Origin of the sequence: Pseudolactococcus insecticola (genome assembly GCF_011170065.1) — a bacterium.
GTDB classification, from domain to species: Bacteria; Bacillota; Bacilli; order Lactobacillales; family Streptococcaceae; genus Pseudolactococcus; species Pseudolactococcus insecticola.
This window is the reverse complement of record NZ_BLLH01000008.1, coordinates 52,008-71,806: the sequence shown is the minus strand read 5'-3', so window position 1 is coordinate 71,806 and position 19,799 is coordinate 52,008. Positions and strand designations below refer to the sequence as shown.

Genomic DNA, 19,799 nt, shown 5'->3' with positions numbered 1-19,799 from the left:
AAAAATGCAAAAATGTCACCTCGCAACAACCACTATCATGTTAAAACTTTTTGAGTTTCTGACAATGCGGGCAAAAGTGCGTGCCACGTCCGCCTAGTTTGTATTTTTCGATTGGCGTACCGCATCGTGCGCATGGCTCACCTGTCTTGCCATAGACTTTCAGATAATCCTGCATGGTGCCAGCCAGTCCTAGTGCATTTTTATAGCTACGAATGGTTGAGCCACCACGTTTGACACCTTCTGCAAGGACGGAAATGATGGCATCTCTGAGCCTTTTTACCTGAGCACGTTTCAGATTTCCCGAGACTTCTGATGGGTGAATCATAGCACACCAGAGCACTTCATCAACATAGATGTTGCCCAGCCCCACAACCAAAGTCTGCTCTAGTAGATAGGGCTTTATCTTTTTCTGACTGACAGAGAGTTTGTCCTCAAACGTTTTCAAGTCAAACTCTGCTGCAATCGGCTCTGGTCCCATTTTCTTACGGGTGAAAAAATCCGAAAGTGCAACGCTGTCAATCAACTCCATGGTGCCAAATTTGCGCACGTCCTGATAAATCAACGTCTCGCCGCTTGCGAGTGCGAATCTCACGTGAAAATGCTTGTCTTCGGGGACTTTGTCTGTCTCAAATAAAAGATATTTGCCCTCCATGCGCAAGTGGCTGACAAGCGTTTTCTGACCGAGGTCAAACAGCAGATACTTGCCACGCCGAGTCACGTCGAAAATGGTCTGGCCTGTCAGAAAATCCTTAAACTCTGACAAGTCTGAGTGAATCATCCGCGGATAATCAAGCGTGACTGACGTAATCTTTTTGCCACGGACAAGCTGATTTAGCCCTCGTCTGACGGTTTCAACTTCTGGTAATTCTGGCATGGACACGCTCCTTTATTCATCAGATGTCAGCTGACAATTCAGATTTTTCGTCTGAATTTCCTATCTCATTTACAATTTTAGCAAAAAATCCGCTATAATATAACTATGATAACTTTGAAAACAGTACTGACACTTCTGAAAAACGACCAAAACTTCCGAGATATTATCGACAATAACCAGTATTTTTCTGAGCCGACTACTGATACCACTTTTGACAAAATCAGCTATGATAGCCGTGATGTAACACCATCAACCCTTTTTTTTGCCAAGGGACTGAATTTCAAGCCTGACTATATCCGTGATCTGGAGATTGCTTATTACATTTCTGAGATTGACTATGGCCTTAGCATTCCTGCGATTATCGTGAGCGATGTCAAGCATGCTATGAGCATGATTGCCATGCATTTTTATGAGATGCCGCAAAACGCCCTCAAAACTCTGGCATTTACTGGCACCAAAGGCAAAACGACGGCGGCTTATTTTGCTAAAAATATCCTCGACACGTATAATGGCGGCAAAACTGCCATGTTGTCAACGATGAACACGACGCTTGACGGCAAAACCTACTTCAAGTCGCAGCTGACTACGCCTGAAAGCCTGGATTTATTTCGCATGATGCGCGAAGCCGTGACAAATGGCATGACGCATCTGGTCATGGAGGTCTCATCACAAGCCTATAAAACTGCGCGTGTCTACGGTCTGACCTTTGACGTTGGCGTTTTCCTCAACATCTCACCCGACCATATCGGTCCGATCGAGCACCCGACTTTTGAGGATTATTTTTATTGCAAACGGCAGCTCTTGAAAAATAGCCGCTACGCCGTCGTTAATAGCGACATGGCACATTTTGACTTCGTCAAATCGGAGCTGACTTCTGAGCACGACTTCTATGGCGATGCGTCAGAACACCCGATCTCAAACTCTGAGGCGTTCAGCTTTTCAACACTCGGTGCAGCGTTTGAGATTCAGTTAATTGGCCGTTTCAATCAAGAAAATGCTGTTGCTGCAGCGCTTGCAAGCATTCGCCTGGGCGCAAGTCTCGCAGATGCCCAAATCGGCATCGCAAAAACGACCGTGCCAGGCCGCATGGAAGTGCTAACTCAGGCAAATGGTGCTAAAGTATTTGTTGACTACGCACATAACGCTGATAGCCTTGACAAGCTGATTGGCGTTGTGTCACCGTATCAGACAGGTAAAATCACGCTGATTATCGGAACAACAGGTAATAAAGCTGAAAGTCGCAGGCAGGGCATTGGCGAGCTGCTTGAGCAGCGTCCGCTGATTGATGTGATTCTGACGGCGGACGATCCGAGTTTTGAGGATCCTGCTGACATCGCACGTGAAATCGCAAGTTTTATCACGCGCCCTGTTCGCATCATTGTGGATCGCGAAACTGCCATTCAGACTGCGCTTGCTGAGACAGAAAATCCGTCAGATGCCGTGATTATCGCGGGTAAAGGCGTGGATGCTTATCAGATTGTTGACGGCGTGCATATGCCTTATGACGGTGATCGTGTCATCGCTGAGCGTTATTTATGAGATAAGAAAGGTCATCAGAACACGTAATTTCTGATGACCTTTTTTTGATTTCAAACCTTATCAAACAGTATCTCCCAGGTCTTGTCCCTGAGTATTAATCACCTGCTGATACCAGTAAAAACTGTCTTTTTTATAGCGTTTGCCACTACCATTGCCAAAATCGTCGAGATCGACATAGACATAACCGTAACGCTTTTTCATCTCGCCCGTACCCGCGCTTACGATATCAAACGGTGCCCAGCTCAAGTAGCCGATTAGATTGACACCGTCAAGCGCTACAGCCTCTTCAAATGCTCGGATATGCTCCCGCAGATAGTCAATGCGATAGCCGTCATGCACGGTCAGCTCAGCATTGTCGGTGTCTTCTGCTGCCACAAGTTCGTCGTAAGCACCAAAACCATTTTCAACAATCATGATTGGCAAGTTGGGATAGCGATCTGACAGTTGGTTCAATACAAACCGTAAGCCTTTTGGATCAATGTTCCAGCCCCAGTCTGACGCCTGAATTTCTGTATTTGGCGTGAGTGCAACTGAGCGTTGATCATCCAAAACGACCGTTTTTTCAGCAACAGCCCTGACCACCCAGCTCATGTAGTAGCTCATGGCAAAGTAGTCAACCGTGCCACGTTTGAGCTCGTCAAAGTCCTGCTCCGTCACATTCTTGCGAAATCCCTTGCGCGCAAACATGGTTTCAAGCGTCGCAGGATAGGCACCTCTGACGTGGACATCTGCAAACCACTCCCGTGCTTGCGTTGCTTTGAGCGCAGCTAACTGATCCTCAGGTTTGGTCGTTGCTGGGTATATCGGCGTTTCAGCAAGCATGCATCCGACTTTTAGATTGGCATCAAGCTCATGCGCGATGATGACAGCACGTGCTGACGCAACGAGTTCATTGTGCGCTGCCTGATACATCTTTTCTAGCTTTTCATCAAGTGTAGCCTTCTCGTCAAATTTCAACCCTGAGTTAACCCAAACTTGAAATGTCGAGTGGGCATCCGCTAGCGATGCCTGATTTGAAATCTCATTGTGCGTCATCCAATATTTGACTTTGTCCTTGTAACGCGTCAAAACAACGCGCGCATAACGCTCAAAAAAGTCAATAACTTTTCGATTGTACCAGCCACCATAGGCTGTCACCAAGTGATAAGGCATCTCAAAATGCTGCAAGGTGACCACAGGTTCGATGCCTAGACGATTCATCTCGTCAAACAAGTCATCATAAAATTTCAGCCCTTTTTCATTTGGCTCAAGTTCATCACCATTTGGAAAAATACGTGTCCAAGCAATCGACGTCCGAAACGCCTTGAAACCCATTTCTTTTAATAAAGCGAGGTCTTCTTTATAGGTCTCGTAAAAATAAACGCCGTGGTGATTGGGATAGTTTTCGCCTGCCACGACGCCGTCTGTGATCTGACGGGCCGTTTGATTATCACCCGCCGTCAGAACATCTGCTATCGAGACACCTTTCCCATCGACATCCCAGAAACCTTCCGCCTGATGGGCAGCAATAGCGCCGCCCCATAGAAAATCATCTGCCATTTTATACGTCTTTTTTGCCATGTTCTTTTGTTACTCCATTCTTTAACTTTATCTTGGTTTGTCTTCATTCTACTAGAAAACGCTTACATTTTCAAGTTTTTACAGCTTATTTATCAAATCAAAGCCTATGCAGACAGGCAGGCTTTGTGGTAAAATAAAGGAATGGATAAGATGATCAAGACAATTTCAAACGACGGCTTTTTCAGAGCCTACGCCCTTGAAGCGACGCAAACTGTTGCTGAAGCCCAACAGCGCCACCAAACTTGGTCGACGTCGACTGTGGCGTTAGGTCGTACTTTGATTGCTGCACAGATTTTGGGTGCTAATCAAAAAGGCGATGACACGATTACCGTGCGTGTGCAAAGTAGTGGTGCCATCACCATGATTGTCGCCGTCGCAGACACCCGTGGCAATGTCAAAGGCTACATCAAAGAGCCAAATGTCGACTATAAACGTGGCTCAACTGGCGAAGTGCTGGTCGGCGATTTGGTCGGTCAGGGCTGGTTTTCTGTCGTCAAGGACATGGGGCTAAAAACGCCTTACACAGGTCAAACACCGCTGATTTCTGGTGAAATCGGAGAAGATCTCGCTTACTATCTGACGACATCCGAGCAGACACCATCAGCAATTGGGCTAAACGTCTTGCTCAATGAAGACGAAACGGTCAATGTCGCAGGTGGCTTTCTCGTACAGGTCATGCCTGATGCGCCAGACGCTGAAATTGCAGCCTTTGAAGCACGCATTCAGAAAATGCCTGCTATCTCTAAACTTCTGCGCTCACAAGACCAGTCAAAAGCAATATTAGACGCCATTTACGGGCAAGACCAGTACAAGATTTTAGAAGAATCACCACTTGCCTTCCACTGTGACTGTTCAAAAGAGCGCTTTGGCCACGGTATCCAAAGCCTAGGTGACGGCGAAGTCCAAAAATTGATCGACGAAAATCACGGCGCCGAAGTCACTTGCCAATTTTGCGAAACAACTTATATTTTTTCCGAAAATGATTTGAAAGAACTTTTAACACATGACTAATACTTACGCATCGCCATGGCAGATTGGCGACATCGACATCAAAAACCGCATCGTCCTTGCCCCAATGGCTGGCATTTCAAACAAGGCTTTTTTGAGCCTCGCCAAAGAATTTGGTGCTGGACTCGTGGTCACTGAGATGATTTCTGACAAAGGCATCGAGCATCGCAATACAAAAACTCTGTCTATGCTTGACTTTGATGGTGTCCCAAATCCCCTGTCCATCCAGATTTTTGGCGGAGATGCCGACACACTGGTCGAGGCTGCCAAGTTTGTCCAAGAAAATACGACTGCTGACATGATTGACATCAACATGGGCTGTCCTGTCCCCAAAGTCACAAAAAATGAATCTGGTGCGCGCCTTTTGCTTGATCCTGATAAGATTTACGATGTGGTTTCTGCCGTTTCATCAGCTATCCAGATCCCGCTAACCGTCAAGATGCGTACAGGCTGGGACACAGATCACCTCTTTGCCGTCGAAAATGCGCTAGCAGCACAGGCAGGTGGCGCTGCAGCCATTGCCATGCACGGCCGCACGCGCGTGCAGATGTACGAAGGCCACGCCGACTGGAATTGGCTCACTAAAGTTGCGGGCAAACTCAGTATTCCTTTCATCGGAAATGGCGACGTCAAAACGCCTCAGGATGCCAAACGCATGCTTGATGAAACTGGCGTTGATGCCGTCATGATTGGCCGCGCCGCCCTTGGTAATCCGTGGATGCTCAAGCGAACCGCTCACTTTTTGGCAACTGGCGATGAGATGCCTGAGCCGACTGTCGCTGAAAAAATCCAGACTGCAAAAGAACATCTGGCACGTCTGACACGCCTCAAAGGCGACAAAATTGGTCCACGCGAGTTTCGCCAACACGCCGCCTACTACCTCAAAGGTGCGCCACGCGCCGCAAAAGTTAAGGTCGCCATTAACCAGGCTAACACGCAAGATGACATGCTTGCGGTCTTTGATGATTATTTGACTGGGCTTTGAGTTTTGATATATGATATAAAAAATGAACTCTGACGGATTGTCGGAGTTCATTTTTTTGCTTAGTTCTATTTATTTCATTTCGTTCTAGCATTTCTTCGCCGTTTTTTTGCGGTCATAAGTGCGCCCGCAGCAAGCATTCCTCCGGCTACTAAGCTAATTTCTTTACTCAATTCATCACTATCACCTGTTTTGGGCAATGAACCGTTATCAGGATGACTTGTGTTTGGAACAACAGGCGTTTCGTGATCACTTTCAAAGTGGCTGTCGGAATCGGATTCACTTTCTGATTCTGAGTGACTATCTGATTCGGATTCGCTTTCTGAGTCCGAGTGACTGTCAGACTCTGATTCATTTTCTGAGTCTGAATGACTATCTGACTCAGAGTCACTTTCCGAGTCCGAGTGACTGTCCGATAATGAATCGCTTTCTGAGTCCGAGTGACTGTCCGATTCGGATTCTCTTTCTGATTCCGAGTGACTATCTGATTCGGATTCACTTTCTGATTCTGAATGACTATCTGATTCGGATTCTCTTTCTGAATCTGAATGACTATCTGATTCGGATTCACTTTCTGATTCTGAATGACTATCTGATTCAGATTCGCTTTCTGAGTCCGAGTGACTGTCCGATTCGGATTCACTTTCTGATTCCGAGTGACTATCTGATTCGGATTCACTTTCTGATTCTGAATGACTATCTGATTCAGATTCGCTTTCTGAGTCCGAGTGACTGTCTGATTCGGACTCGCTTTCTGAGTCCGAGTGACTGTCCGATAATGAATCGCTTTCTGATTCTGAATGACTATCTGACTCTGAGTCACTTTCCGAGTCCGAGTGACTGTCTGATTCGGACTCACTTTCTGAGTCCGAGTGACTGTCCGATAATGAATCGCTTTCTGAGTCCGAGTGACTGTCCGATTCGGATTCACTTTCTGAGTCTGAATGACTATCTGATTCGGATTCACTTTCTGAGTCTGAATGACTGTCTGATTCAGATTCACTTTCTGAATCTGAATGACTATCTGATTCGGATTCGCTTTCCGATTCTGAATGACTATCCGATTCGGATTCACTCTCTGATTCTGAATGGCTGTACGATTCTGACTCACTCTCTGAATCCGAATGATTGTCTGATTCTGACTCGCTTTCTGAGTCAGAATCGCTCTCATATTCTGATTCCGATTCAACATCTACTGGTTTGTCATCCCCCACTACATCACCTTGACCAGTCGTTACTTTGTAGTTAGCATCAGCACTATTTTTTGGATGATTGTCATCTGTCAAGCTAACACTATTATCAATGACTTTATCATTAGGATCTGTAATCGTTGATTTGTAATGAATCAAATATGTTTTATCAATATTGCCAAAATTAACTGTGAAATGCTGGTCATCAACATAGTCAATCTCAAACTGATCTGTCACATCAGCACCAATATCTGCAATATAATTTGTATAAGTTACTTCATTGATAACGACACTGCCAGGAATTATTTTTGCACTGCTTTCCAATGTGTCGTTCACAACCACATTTTTCAGCGATTCACCTGCATAATTGACACGAATTCCCCAGCTAAGTGCACCATCACTATCAATATTGTCATTCCATTTTGCAATCAACTCATCTGAACTAATCTGTTCAGAGTTACTATCGTTGATTGTAACACTTTGATCTCCCCACGATGTATTGATGGTTATAGTTTGATTTGGTGTAACATCTGAGTTCATTCTTGTGAGAATACTCATCGTACCATGAACGTTGGTATGTGTCGACAAATAATTGGTTGGATCATTGAATGTTACTGTCCCAGTCCCATCAGTATTGACAACCACGGTACCAACTGAAATTTTGACTGGATTGCCATCAGCATCTAACACCTCATTGCCATCAGCATCTGTTTGATTCGCATATAAATTAAAACTAATCTGATTTGCAACTGACACATAGGTCGTATCAAATGCAAAATTGACCGTGTCACCCTTTTGATAATCCCCCAATACCCAGTCTGCAGTCAGTTCGACATTTGAATATTGGTTAAAATATGTCGGATCATAGCCATTTTCAGAAGTGATTACAAGATTACTCAAAAAAGAGGTATCTTTTTCAATTGTATCCGCATAAACTCTCGAACCCTGCGCCATTTTTGGCAAAGTATGACTGATATTATCTGGCAAACCAACTGATGTCATTGCCGATACCAGCATCACCCCTGCTGCATAAAGCCAAATCTTCCCAGACTTCCACGCACGAAAATGTGACACCTTTTTATTAGCAGATTTGATTGGATTTGCAGCATTACCCACACTATCATATGTCAATACCGCTGAATTACTCTGAATTTGCTTCATTTTTAAAAACCTCTTTATTTTTTTGAACTTTTTTAGTTCCTTAGTCCATATTATCAAGAAAGAGGGCAACAAAAAAAAAACGTGCTAATTTTAGCACCACTCTTTGACATCTAAAACAAATGTGCTAATATTAACATACAGGAAAATAACTGAAGCGTTTGGAGATAAAATATGCTGCAAGAACTTGATGAAATCAGAAAAGATAAAAAAATCAAAATCAAAGACTTAGAGAAACACGGTATCAGTAAAAATAAATACTATCGTCTCCTACGTGGTGAAACAAGTTTTTCACTGAGCGACTATACGTCTCTTATCATGCTACTCAATATAACACCCGAAGAGAGTAAAAAAATGCTTTTTAAGCCTGCTACTTTTTACGATTTTCAACCCCATAATGTTACAGCTGCCACAAAGTATACAAGTTACGATATTAATCAAATTATCATGTCAATCAATGCAATATTTGTGCTCGCTCAAAATGACGACTCAAAAATTGACGAGAGCTTAGCTATACTGAACACTCTCAAAGAAAATAAGTACATTTCCGAATTTTTTCCGATTACTATTGATTATATTGACCTGTGCATTGCCAGTCTCAAAGGAGACACGACGGGTTATAAGGCATATTTTGACAAGTTTTATTCTGCTATCATGGCGCGTGATGTCTGGCAAAGCTATGAGCTAAATTCTTTATTCTATATTATCGTGAATGATGACTTCAATGATTCATCTATATTAGCAACGCTAGTCGGAGAGCTTGATAAACGTTACAATGTTGCACTTGATGACTACGAAACGATTATGATGATTACTATGTTCCGCGGCTTTTTATTTACTCGTGCGGTCGAATCACGTCAGATTAGTACCATAAACTATGCCTATGCTGCCGTTCAACATGCTACGCCTAGCACTATGGTTATCCATGTCGCAACACTACAACGATACTACGAAATTGTCTATTTTTATTTAATCGGACGCACTGAAGCAGCTGAAAAAAACAGCATCAAACTAATGTCAACAGTCGAATACTTGTACGATACCGCTCCATTTTCATCACGTCCAGAAACTGATGCCCCCCTGTTATCTGTATCAGAAATGTTTATGTCTGATATTAACGAATTAAAACAGTCTATATCAAAATGGCGTCTAGATTTAAATATTCCAAAAGATTACAATTTACTTACCCCCCCCCCCCCCCGAAAATCATGATAAAAATATGTAATACTATCATTTTGAGTGTCCTGAAAACCAAAAAAGCACCTAGTCTAAACTAGATGCTTTTTTGGTACTTATTGCAACACTTAGTAGTTCCCTTCACTTCTTAACAGCATAAGTAAAGCCGCTACCCACAACCTCGTGGACATTGATGATGGATACAAATGCCTGCGGGTCAACATCTTGCAAAATACGCTTGACGGCGATGATTTCCTGAGGATTTAGCACGACATAGAGGACATTTTTAGATTCACCAGAGTAGGCACCCTCGCCGTGTAGATAGGTCGCGCCTCGATCAATATCAGCAAGGATTTTCGATGCAATCTCGGCGTGTTTGTCAGTGATGATAATCATGCCGCGTACCGTATAGCCGCCCGTTTGGACGATACCGACCACCTGACTAAACACGAAACTTGCAATCAGCGTATACATCATGTGTTTGATGTCAATGTAAATCAGGCTTGTCGCAAGAACTAAAAAGTCAGCAACGAGCAGGGTACGCCCCATCTGAAAGCCATACTTCTCTTCAAAAAATCTACCAATAATATCGACACCGCCTGTTGTTCCGTCAAACCGGAAGACAAGACCGCCGCCAATCCCAGCAAAAACGCCAGCAAGTAAAGCCGCAATGAGATTATCGTGATCAATATTGATACTAATCCCAACCCTCTGAAACAACCAGATGAAAAATGACATAGTGACCGTCCCATAGATCGTGTAAACAAGTCCTTTTTTGCCGAATATCTTGATGCCAAGGATGAAAAGCGGGATGTTCAAAATCAGCTGCGTGTAGGCTGGATTGATCTGAAACAAAGCATGAAAAATCAAAGTAATCCCACTCACACCGCCTTCTGCCAAGTGATTTGCCATGTTGAAATTCACAAAGCCAAAGGCGTAAATCGCGGTTCCAAGTGCGATCATCAAGAAATTTAACGGTTTAAATTTGATTTCTTTTGACATACTGCCTACTTTCTATTTTGAAAAACTGAGCGCTATTTCGCTCAGTCTTATCGTCATAATCATTCTCAAACTGCTTCATCCTCGACAAATCTGCCCAAAACTTTGACATTTTCAGCGATGGAAACGAAAGCCGTGGGGTCGATTTTTTTCATGATATACTTGAAATCCTGATATTCTGCCTGCGTGATGATGGTGATGAGCACGCTTAGATTATCATGTGTGTAGCCACCTTCTGCTGAGTTCACAACTGTGACACCGCGATGCAGCTTTTCATGCAGGGTTTTCGTGACAAGCTCTGGCTTTTTCGTCACGATTGTCGCCTGCATTTTCTTTTGTTTGGTGTAAATGGCGTCAGTCACCCGACTTGAGACAAAGATTGTCAAAAGCGAGTAGAACATATATTGCCAGCCAAAGAGAACCCCAGCAATAATCACGATCACGCCGTTAAAAATCAGACTGATATGTCCGACTTGACGACCCGTTTTTTTGCGAACATAGAGACTAACGATGTCCGTCCCACCACTCGAAATCCCGCTGCGAAGCGCATAGCCGATACCAGAACCCATGACAGCGCCACCAAATACAGCGTTGATAATCGGATCCGTCGATAAGGTAAAACTCGGAATAAAGTGGATAAAAACTGAGCTCAGCGTAACAGTGATGACCGTATAAATCGTAAAACGTTTCCCGATTTTCAGCCAGGCCAAGATCAATAAAGGCAGATTCAGCGCATACAAGGTGATAGAAACTGGGATATTGCGACCCACGACATTGTAAGAAATCGTCGTTAAAATCTGTGCTAAACCTGTGATACCACTTGAGTAAACGTGCCCAGGCTGAAAAAAGAAATTCAGTGCGACAGATGATAAAATCGCATAAACGACTGATGCTGAGAGTTTCTGCGTCAGTTTTTCGATGGAGAGATTTTTGATCGCATTTATCATAATTGTGGTTTATTGTCCGATTTTCAGGCTGAGTTCAGCCAGTTGCTTACTTGAAACGGTGCTTGGTGCCTGCGTCATCGGGTCGCTCGCCTTATTATTTTTAGGGAAAGCGATGACTTCGCGGATATTATCCTTGCCGGCAAGTAGCATGATAAAGCGATCAAGTCCGATTGCAAGGCCGCCATGTGGTGGAAAGCCGTAGTCCATCGCCTCAAGCAAGAAGCCAAACTGTTCTTGTGCTGACTCAGCTGTGAAACCTAGCGCTTTTAGCATGCGTTCTTGCAGGTCTTTGTGGTTGATCCGCAGGCTGCCACCACCGAGCTCATAGCCATTCAGCACGATATCATAGGCCACAGCGCGTACTTTACTCAAGTCGCCCTCAAGTTCATGTGCGCTTTCTGCTGTTGGCAGGGTAAATGGGTGGTGGGCACTCATATAGCGATTTTCTTCGTCAGACCACTCAAACATTGGCCAATCAATGACCCACAGAAAATTAAACTTGTCTGGATCTATCAAGTCCTGCTCCCGTGCAATACGGCTGCGAAGCGCACCTAGCGTTGCATTTGCAACATCAAGCGTATCAGCTACAAATAACACGAGGTCATTGTCAGACAGGGTTAAGTAATCAGCCAGTTCTGACGAGATTTCTGGCAGGAATTTTGCGATAGGTCCGGCAAATTCGCCAGCTACAAACTTAACCCAGGCAAGGCCTTTGGCGCCAAATTGCTTGGCAAATTCTGTCAGTTTGTCGATGTCTTTGCGTGAGTATTTGTCAGCGGCGGCTTTAACAACGATTGCTTTGACGACTGGTGCTTCAGAGAAAACTTTGAAATCCGCTTTTTTGACGACTTCTGACACGTCAGAAAGCAGCATATCAAAGCGGGTGTCAGGCTTGTCAGAACCATATTGATTCATGGCATCATCGTAACTCATACGTGGAAAAGGCAGGGTCACGTCGATATTTTTCGTGTCTTTCATGACTTTGGCAATGAGGCCCTCAGTCAAGTCCTGAATGTCTTTTTCATCAAGAAAAGATGTTTCCAGGTCGACCTGTGTAAACTCAGGCTGACGGTCCCCACGCAAATCCTCATCACGGAAGCATTTGACAATCTGATAATAACGGTCAAAACCAGCATTCATCAAAAGTTGTTTGGTGATTTGAGGCGACTGTGGTAGCGCATAAAAATGCCCTTCTGACAGGCGACTTGGCACCAGATAGTCACGCGCACCCTCAGGCGTTGACTTCGTTAAAATTGGTGTTTCAACGTCAATAAAATCTAAATCATCCAGATAATGACGGATACTTTTTGTGACATTATGGCGCAGTTTGAAATTTTTGAGCATTTCAGGACGACGCAAATCAAGGTAGCGATAACGCATGCGCGTGTCATCACTTGCTTCCAAGTCATCTTTGATCTCAAAAGGTGTCGTTTTCGCCGTGTTCAAAACGACGAGTGATGCGACTTCAAGCTCAACTTGGCCCGTCGCAAGTTTATCATTTGCTTGGCTTCTAGCGATGACTTGTCCTCTTACTTCGATGACAAATTCGCTACGCAGACTTTCAGCTGTCGAAAGCACTTCTGACGACACATTTTCTGGGTTAATCACGAGCTGCATGATACCTTCGCGATCACGCAAATCGATAAAAATCAGACCGCCAAGATCACGTCTGCGTGATACCCAACCTGTCAAAGTCACTGTTTGACCAATGTTTTCTGAGCGGACAGCGCCCGCGTATAATGTACGTTTCATATCATTTTATTCTTTCTATTTTAAAATTTTTTGTCCTAAGATAGGCGTTCAACTAGCCGTCGCAAATTTAAAAATTGCTAAAACCACTTGCAAGAAAACAGCCACGATTACAAAAATAAGCGTCAGGCGATTTTCTTTTTGGTATAACGGTTTTATCAAGTTATGGCAAACGATGAAAAATATCACAAACCAGACAAGATTGATACCATTATAATCGCCATGCAGTAGCATGGATAGGCTGATGAGACTCATCAAACCAGCGATGATCTTAACGATGAGCTGCCATAATTTATCTGTCTTCACGCTAACCTCGCTAAAACCGACTTGACAACTAGGAGCAGTATCGTCAAAATACCAATGATACTTGCCAGTCTATTTTTTGAAAACGCCTTATCACGATTAAACAATAGGATAATCACACAATAAATCACTAAAAATGTTCTATCATAACTGTAAGTCTTCGTTGCGATTTGATACAGACTTGCGATGATGGCGAAAACGGATAGTGCGGTAAACATCTTGAGTTTATCTGTCATTTAGTCCACCATAACTTCTGAAAAAACAGGATCAAAGTCAGTTTGAATGGCGTCAAGCTGCGTCTCAATTGCTTTTCTTGTGGTATTATTTTTGACTGTGATATGACCCGTTTCGACTTCTGTTTCGCCTAACGTGATGATGGTCTTTGCGCCAAATTCTTCGGCCGACTTGAACTGTTGCTTGATCTTGCGGTCTAAGAAATCACGTTCTACGGCGTAACCTTGATCGCGCAGCGATTGCACGAGCTTGAGTCCTGCAACATTGGCCCCCGCACCAAGCACGACCACATAGACGTCAAGCGCCTGTTCAAGTGGGAGCACAACGCCCTGTTCGTCAAGCACGAGCAGCAATCGCTCAATGCCAAGACCAAAGCCAAAACCAGGCGTATCAGGTCCGTCAAAATAGCTCACAAGCGAGTCATAGCGCCCACCGCCACAGATTGTCAGCTCACGGCCATTGATATCCGTCATGAACTCAAAAATCGTGTCGTTATAGTAATCAAGCCCGCGTACCATGTTTTGATCGACCTGATAAGGGATCTCTAAGCTTGCTAACATGGTCTTGACGTCAGAAAAGTGCTGCTGACTTGCATCAGTCAGAAAATCCAGGATTGACGGCGCATCTTTGACGATTTCGATGTCTTTTTTATCCTTAGAATCTAGTACACGCAAGGGATTTTCATGTAGCCTACGTTTTGAGTCTTCTGACAAGTTATCCAGATGCACTTCTAGATAGGTAATCAGTGCTTCTCTGTAGGTCTGACGCGTTTCGCTATCACCCAATGAATTGATCACAAGCTTGATATTTTGCACGCCTAGCTGGTCAAAAAAGGCTTTTGCCATGGCAATCGTCTCAACATCTGTGGCTGGATTTTTCGAGCCAAAATTTTCAACGCCAATCTGATGAAACTCACGCAGGCGCCCAGCTTGCGGGCGTTCATAACGAAACATTGGTCCTGTATAGTAAACTTTAAACGGTTTTTGGACTTCAGGGGCAAATTTTTTATTTTCAACAAACGAACGCACAACTGGCGCTGTCCCTTCAGGACGTAGGGTGATATGGCGCTCGCCCTTGTCATAGAAGTCATACATTTCCTTGGTTACGATGTCAGTCGTGTCACCGACCGAACGAGAAATCACCTCATAATGCTCAAAAATCGGCGTGCGAATTTCGCTAAAATGATAGTCGCTAAATACGAGACGCATGGTCTCCTCAACAAATTGCCATTTTTCACTCTCGCCTGGCAGAATATCATTGGTGCCTTTAGGTCGTTGCAGTTTCATTATCTCTTCTCACTTTCACTCTCATGATCACGCTTAATTAAAAACGCCCCTGAGTGCAGATCTCCGCACTCAAGGACGACTATATCGTGGTACCACCTTGTTTCCTAGACAATCCGCCTAGCTTTTAGCTATAAAGTCGCTAACTATTTTATCACATGTCACGTTCTCATTACTACTATTTGCAGCCTCTCAGCGTCCGGCTACTCTCTTACTTTTATTATATATCAGTCGGCATGATTTTGCAAGATATTACTAAAACAACTTGCAATCAGTCAGCGTCCTTAAAAACAGACATATTTTTCGCAAAGTAGTCATAACCAGAGTAGATCGTTGCAACGAGGCAGATATACAGGAAAATCGTGCCAATCAGGTTTAAGCCGAGCAATAAAAAGATGATCGACAACATTTGTGTAAAGGTCTTGATTTTTCCTGGTAATGCTGCTGCCATAACGACCCCGCCTTGCTCAACTAGGAGAAGGCGCAAGCCTGTGACTGCGAGTTCACGGCAGATGATAATGGCAATGACCCAAGCTGGTGCTAATTTTAACGGTACTAGCATGATAAAGGCTGACATGACGAGCATTTTATCTGCCAAGGGATCCGCAAATTTGCCAAAGTTTGAGACGATTTCCCATTTTCGGGCCAAATAGCCATCCAGCCAGTCCGTAGCTGAGGCAAGTGCAAACAAAATCGCGGCGACAATTTGCCAAGCCTGAGACTGTCCAGCCAAGGCCAGAATCAAGATAAAGACGGGAATGGCAAAGATACGGCCGATTGTCAGATTATTTGGAAGATTTTCTTTTGTAAATTTCATGTGATCCCATTTTCTAGTATAAACAAGTCGTTATGACACGTTTTATTCGATGTTAATCGTTAGTGTTGCTGGACTTTCCGGTGCGGCGATGCCTGTCAGATCAACTGTGCTATCGCCAATTTTCACTGTCAGTCCGCTGGTTCTGCCAAGCGTCAGAATACTTTGTGCATCTGTCAGCGTGGTTGTTGTCGGATTGGCATCTGTCAGTGTGATCTGTCCTGTTGGCAAATCAGCATTTGTCATGCCAATCCAAATACTTGCACCACTTGCGGCGCTAAGACTAACTTTTACTGGACTTGGTGCATTTTTCACCGTTGCAACAAGCGCTTGGCCGTCACCCGTCACCGTAATCTCTGTCGTTGGCTTTGCAGGTGTACTTGCGGCCGGCTTTTCTGACGAGGCTGCCTGACTTGACGTGCTTGACACGCTATAAAGATTAGCTGCGATACTGTCGTTTTTAGGTTTATTTAGAAAGACGGCGAGAGAGACGCTGAGCACGATCAAGACTGCAACTGAGCCTAATAGCGCGATTGGCAGGTAGTGCTTGAACGTTTTTTCTCCGTTCTCATCCATTTCATCTCGCTCTGATGGTTTGACAAACCGGTAGTTTTCCGAAAAATCGTTGGGATCCCGCACCTCTATCGTCTCGCCATTTTCATAGGCCTTGATCAACTTATCGTAGTCTATCTGCAAGCGATCGGCATACTGTTTGAGGTAGGCCTTGACGTAGAAATCGCCTGGGAGCGCCTCATAGTCATCGTGCTCTAGCGCAACGATATACGTTTTTTGAATTTTGGTCAGATCTTCAACTTCGTTAAGCGTCAGATCTAGCTTTGCGCGTTTATCACGCAAGACTTGACCAACTGTTTTTTGTGCCACGAGCACTCCTTTCTTTTTTAGTTAATGTACGGATTATTTCGGATTCATCACGAAGTCAGTCGTTTGCATCTGACTGACAAATTTGTCGGCATGTTGTATGATTTTTTCTAGTGTCAGACTTGATAAAATCATCGGAAAATCAAAGAATGTCACACCTTCAAACAAATTAGATGAAAATTGATTGGCAATAAATTCAAGAGAATTGAGCGATTTATAATAATCCCCCAGCATTTCTTTTTTGAGAATCGTCAGATGTTCAGAATTGAAATCACTTTCTATTTTATAACTTTTTAGCGTATCACGCAAAATTTTAGCAAGTTTTATTGGATAAATTGTATCCGATGTGATACTGGCAAAATGATATTGCGGTGCCACTTCAAAGTCAAAGCCAAATGAATCATCAATCAAGCCTTCATTGTACAGGCTTTCATAGCGTGAACTCGTGTTACCAAAAATCATGGTCAGCATGAGTTGAACAGCCATTTTGTACTCAAAACGCAATAAACTATCTGACGGCAAACGGTCATACCCACGAAATCCCAACGCCAGTTTTGGAATGGTCACGTCAAATGCCATTTTGTTGCTCGCAATTGGCGCTGCTGCTGAAAATGCTGCACGCGTGATGGGTTCCGTTTTTGGAAACGATTTTTGTGCTTGGTTATCTCGCACCAACTCCGCCATTTTTTCAACGTCAAATGGTCCTGTCACAAATAAATTCATATTTGACGGGTGATAAAAGGTCTGATAATTTTCGTAGAGCGCATCAGCTGTGATCTGACCAATGCTGCGCGGTGTTCCCGCAATATCAGAAGCAAGTGGCGAATCCGGATAGAGATTTTGCAGCAAACCAAAGAAAAGTCTGAAATCTGCATCGTCTTGATACATCTGAATTTCCTGCGTGATAATGCCCTGTTCCTTTGCCACAGATGCCTCTGTAAAATACGGTTCCTGCACAAAATCAAGCAATAAACTCACATTTTCATCGCTATTTTCCATGGTTGAAAACAGATACGACGTCCGTGTAAAGCTCGTGAAAGCATTAGAATTCGCACCCAAGGCACTGAAAAAATTCATGGCATCGCCATCTTCTTTTTCAAACAGCTTATGCTCCAAAAAATGTGCAATGCCTTCTGGAAAGTCAGTCATTTCAGACTTCCCACGCGGGACAAAGGTCGTATCCAAACTGCCAAAGTTAGTCGTAAAAAGCCCATAAGTCTTGTTATAGTCAGGCTTTGGTAGATAATAAACTGACAAGCCGTTTGGCAAAACGTCCTTATACAAGGTTTCTGCAACCTGCGGATAGTGTTTAATTTCCAAGTGCGTCTCCCTCCATGAAGTATAAAGCTTGTAGGTTCAATGTTTTTGCCACTTTGACGACGTCTTCAACTGTGATAGCGTCAAGTTTTTTGACCCATTCTTTTGCGCTCAAAGTCTCTTTTGGCAAAAGATGTTGGATAAATGCCTGTTCAATCAGATTGCTCGGCGAATCCTGCGCCAAAAAGTAATTATTGCGCAGCATATCCTTAGTCTGACGGAGTTCTTCGTCAGAAATATCACCAGTACTTATGGCCCTGACCTGATCTCTGATGATACTCAACGCCTTGCTACGATTGCTCGCATCGATGCCTGCTGAGATTTTTAAAAAGCCAGTAAAACTATCAAATCGCGAATTAGCATAGTAGGCAAGGCTTTCTTTTTCACGCACATTTGTAAACAATTTTGAATGAGAAAAGCCACCCAGCACGCCATTTAAAACCTGCAAAGCCAGATAGTCAGCATCGCCATACCTGACGGGCTGATGATAAGCTAGTTGCAGGATTGACTGGTTGACATCTTCTTGCTCCGTTTTCTCACGAACAACGTTTGAGGCTGCCTGCTGATAAAAAATATCGGTCAAAGGCGCACGGTCAGTAAACGGCATCTCCGCAAAATGGGCTTCAATCCTTGCCTCGTCAGACGCTGTAAAATCTCCCAAAACCATGATGTCAATGGTATCTGTCAAAAGCATCTTGCGATAATAATCAAAAACACTTTGCCTCGTTTCTTGCTCCATCAACCCAACGTTTGAGATGCTGGGTGTTGCAAGATTGCTATCTGAGAAAAAAAGCTCACTTAGGCGCGTTGACGCGACATACGACTTGTCTTCACGCGTTGATGCCAGATATTGCAAAAGATTTTTCTTTTCACGCGCAAAAGTCGCCTCATCAAATCCAATCTCACCATCGATAAAAGGCATAAAAATCGTCTGATGCAAGAGTTCAATCGCATCCATAACCGTATCAGTCCCAACAAATTTTGGATTAACCACGCTCATGGCGAGATTCAAAAAGTGATTATTGCCTTTTTTTGCGACGCCTGTCGACAGACTAGCGCCATACATGTCAGAAAGTTTTCGTTGCAACTGCTGATTAGTCGTCAAAACAGCATTTGACGTCTCCCAGAGGTTCGAGATAATCACACGTTTTGCGACGTTCTGACGAGACATTTTCGTGCGAAATCGGATCAAAAACTGAACCGTCTTGAATTTTTTTTCATTGATAATGTGAAGATTGACACCAGTTTTAAGTTCCATGAGTTTCCTTTTTGAGATGCTGTGCTGAACTAGGTATTACTATCCATCGCACAATTCCTATTCTCTATTCATCTATTCTCTCTATTATACCAAAAAATGTGGTAAAATTAGATATGAATAATTATACGATTTACGATGAGTTTATTACCCTTGGCAAGTTTCTCAAAGAAGCTGCCATTATCGAAACAGGTGGCGCTGCTAAGCAATTTTTAGCGACAAATGATGTGCTTTATAATGGCGAATACGAAAATCGCCGCGGCAAAAAGCTCTACGCAGGTGATACAGTTGAATTCCCAGGATTTGGCCTCAAGATTGACATCCTCGCTGCAACACCTGAGGAAATCGCCGAACGTGAAAGCGAACGTGCTGAGGAAGATCGCGTCAAAGCCATCGTCAAAAAAATGAATGCTGACAACAAAAAAGCGGACAGCCAAAAAAAAGCAGCAAGTAATAACAAAGAACAATATTTCAAGCGCACCATTGCCAAAAAAGCAAAACCAAAATTTCCAGGCGCAAAATAATGACTGAC

18 protein-coding genes are annotated in these 19,799 nt (G+C 43.8%); 5 read left to right on the top strand and 13 right to left on the bottom strand.

Annotated elements, in window-relative coordinates:
• Window positions 1-40 precede the first annotated feature (40 nt).
• Complete coding sequence (gene mutM / locus Hs20B_RS07445; RefSeq protein WP_172357155.1) at window positions 41-874, bottom strand: DNA-formamidopyrimidine glycosylase; 834 nt, start codon at window positions 872-874, stop codon at window positions 41-43.
• Between the two features lie 105 nt (window positions 875-979).
• On the opposite strand from mutM, the gene Hs20B_RS07440 reads away from it, so the two are divergent.
• Window positions 980-2,413, top strand: a complete 1,434-nt coding sequence (locus Hs20B_RS07440) for a UDP-N-acetylmuramoyl-L-alanyl-D-glutamate--L-lysine ligase (RefSeq protein ID WP_172357153.1) — start codon at window positions 980-982, stop codon at window positions 2,411-2,413.
• Window positions 2,414-2,473: 60 nt separating this feature from the next.
• On the opposite strand, the gene Hs20B_RS07435 is transcribed toward Hs20B_RS07440, so the two are convergent.
• On the bottom strand, window positions 2,474-3,973 hold the full coding sequence (locus Hs20B_RS07435; RefSeq protein ID WP_172357151.1) for a 6-phospho-beta-glucosidase: 1,500 nt from the start codon (window positions 3,971-3,973) through the stop codon (window positions 2,474-2,476).
• A gap of 141 nt (window positions 3,974-4,114) precedes the next feature.
• Here Hs20B_RS07435 and hslO point away from each other — a divergent pair, with 141 nt between their 5' ends.
• The gene (gene hslO, locus Hs20B_RS07430) at window positions 4,115-4,984 is read left to right on the top strand and encodes an Hsp33 family molecular chaperone HslO (protein ID WP_172357149.1); all 870 of its coding nucleotides are present in this window, start codon (window positions 4,115-4,117) and stop codon (window positions 4,982-4,984) included.
• Entirely contained in the window at window positions 4,977-5,966 is a 990-nt protein-coding gene (gene dusB, locus Hs20B_RS07425; protein WP_172357147.1) for a tRNA dihydrouridine synthase DusB, read from the top strand. The genes hslO and dusB overlap by 8 nt, the downstream gene beginning before the upstream one ends.
• 74 nt (window positions 5,967-6,040) lie before the next feature.
• Here the strand turns inward: dusB and Hs20B_RS09820 are convergent, their stop codons facing one another.
• On the bottom strand, window positions 6,041-8,314 hold the full coding sequence (locus tag Hs20B_RS09820) for a collagen binding domain-containing protein (protein ID WP_172357145.1): 2,274 nt from the start codon (window positions 8,312-8,314) through the stop codon (window positions 6,041-6,043).
• A 171-nt stretch (window positions 8,315-8,485) separates the two neighbouring features.
• On the opposite strand from Hs20B_RS09820, the gene Hs20B_RS07415 reads away from it, so the two are divergent.
• Window positions 8,486-9,523: a hypothetical protein gene (locus Hs20B_RS07415; protein WP_172357143.1), complete on the top strand. Its 1,038-nt coding sequence runs from the start codon at window positions 8,486-8,488 to the stop codon at window positions 9,521-9,523.
• Window positions 9,524-9,628: 105 nt separating this feature from the next.
• Here Hs20B_RS07415 and Hs20B_RS07410 read toward each other — a convergent pair whose 3' ends face one another.
• From Hs20B_RS07410 to yfmF, 10 genes are all read right to left on the bottom strand, one after another.
• Window positions 9,629-10,489, bottom strand: coding sequence for a YitT family protein (locus Hs20B_RS07410; protein ID WP_172357141.1), 861 nt, complete (start codon window positions 10,487-10,489; stop codon window positions 9,629-9,631).
• 65 nt (window positions 10,490-10,554) lie between these two features.
• On the bottom strand, window positions 10,555-11,433 hold the full coding sequence (locus Hs20B_RS07405; RefSeq protein ID WP_172357139.1) for a YitT family protein: 879 nt from the start codon (window positions 11,431-11,433) through the stop codon (window positions 10,555-10,557).
• A 9-nt stretch (window positions 11,434-11,442) separates the two neighbouring features.
• Window positions 11,443-13,185, bottom strand: a complete 1,743-nt coding sequence (gene aspS / locus Hs20B_RS07400) for an aspartate--tRNA ligase (RefSeq protein ID WP_172357137.1) — start codon at window positions 13,183-13,185, stop codon at window positions 11,443-11,445.
• Window positions 13,186-13,233: 48 nt separating this feature from the next.
• Entirely contained in the window at window positions 13,234-13,488 is a 255-nt protein-coding gene (locus Hs20B_RS07395; protein WP_172357135.1) for a hypothetical protein, read from the bottom strand.
• Window positions 13,485-13,721, bottom strand: a complete 237-nt coding sequence (locus Hs20B_RS07390; RefSeq protein ID WP_172357133.1) for a hypothetical protein — start codon at window positions 13,719-13,721, stop codon at window positions 13,485-13,487. The genes Hs20B_RS07395 and Hs20B_RS07390 overlap by 4 nt, the downstream gene beginning before the upstream one ends.
• Entirely contained in the window at window positions 13,722-15,005 is a 1,284-nt protein-coding gene (gene hisS, locus Hs20B_RS07385; RefSeq protein ID WP_172357131.1) for a histidine--tRNA ligase, read from the bottom strand.
• A gap of 268 nt (window positions 15,006-15,273) precedes the next feature.
• Window positions 15,274-15,819 (bottom strand): CDP-diacylglycerol--glycerol-3-phosphate 3-phosphatidyltransferase, encoded by a 546-nt coding sequence (pgsA, locus tag Hs20B_RS07380; RefSeq protein ID WP_172357129.1) that lies wholly within the window; start codon window positions 15,817-15,819, stop codon window positions 15,274-15,276.
• A gap of 42 nt (window positions 15,820-15,861) precedes the next feature.
• Window positions 15,862-16,698 (bottom strand): helix-turn-helix domain-containing protein, encoded by an 837-nt coding sequence (locus tag Hs20B_RS07375; protein ID WP_172357127.1) that lies wholly within the window; start codon window positions 16,696-16,698, stop codon window positions 15,862-15,864.
• Window positions 16,699-16,731: 33 nt separating this feature from the next.
• Complete coding sequence (gene yfmH, locus Hs20B_RS07370; RefSeq protein WP_172357125.1) at window positions 16,732-18,015, bottom strand: EF-P 5-aminopentanol modification-associated protein YfmH; 1,284 nt, start codon at window positions 18,013-18,015, stop codon at window positions 16,732-16,734.
• On the bottom strand, window positions 18,005-19,270 hold the full coding sequence (yfmF, locus tag Hs20B_RS07365; RefSeq protein ID WP_172357123.1) for an EF-P 5-aminopentanol modification-associated protein YfmF: 1,266 nt from the start codon (window positions 19,268-19,270) through the stop codon (window positions 18,005-18,007). Before yfmF ends, yfmH begins: the two co-directional genes overlap by 11 nt.
• 113 nt (window positions 19,271-19,383) lie before the next feature.
• On the opposite strand from yfmF, the gene yaaA reads away from it, so the two are divergent.
• On the top strand, window positions 19,384-19,791 hold the full coding sequence (gene yaaA / locus Hs20B_RS07360) for a S4 domain-containing protein YaaA (protein WP_172357121.1): 408 nt from the start codon (window positions 19,384-19,386) through the stop codon (window positions 19,789-19,791).
• The last annotated feature ends 8 nt before the right edge of the window (window positions 19,792-19,799 follow it).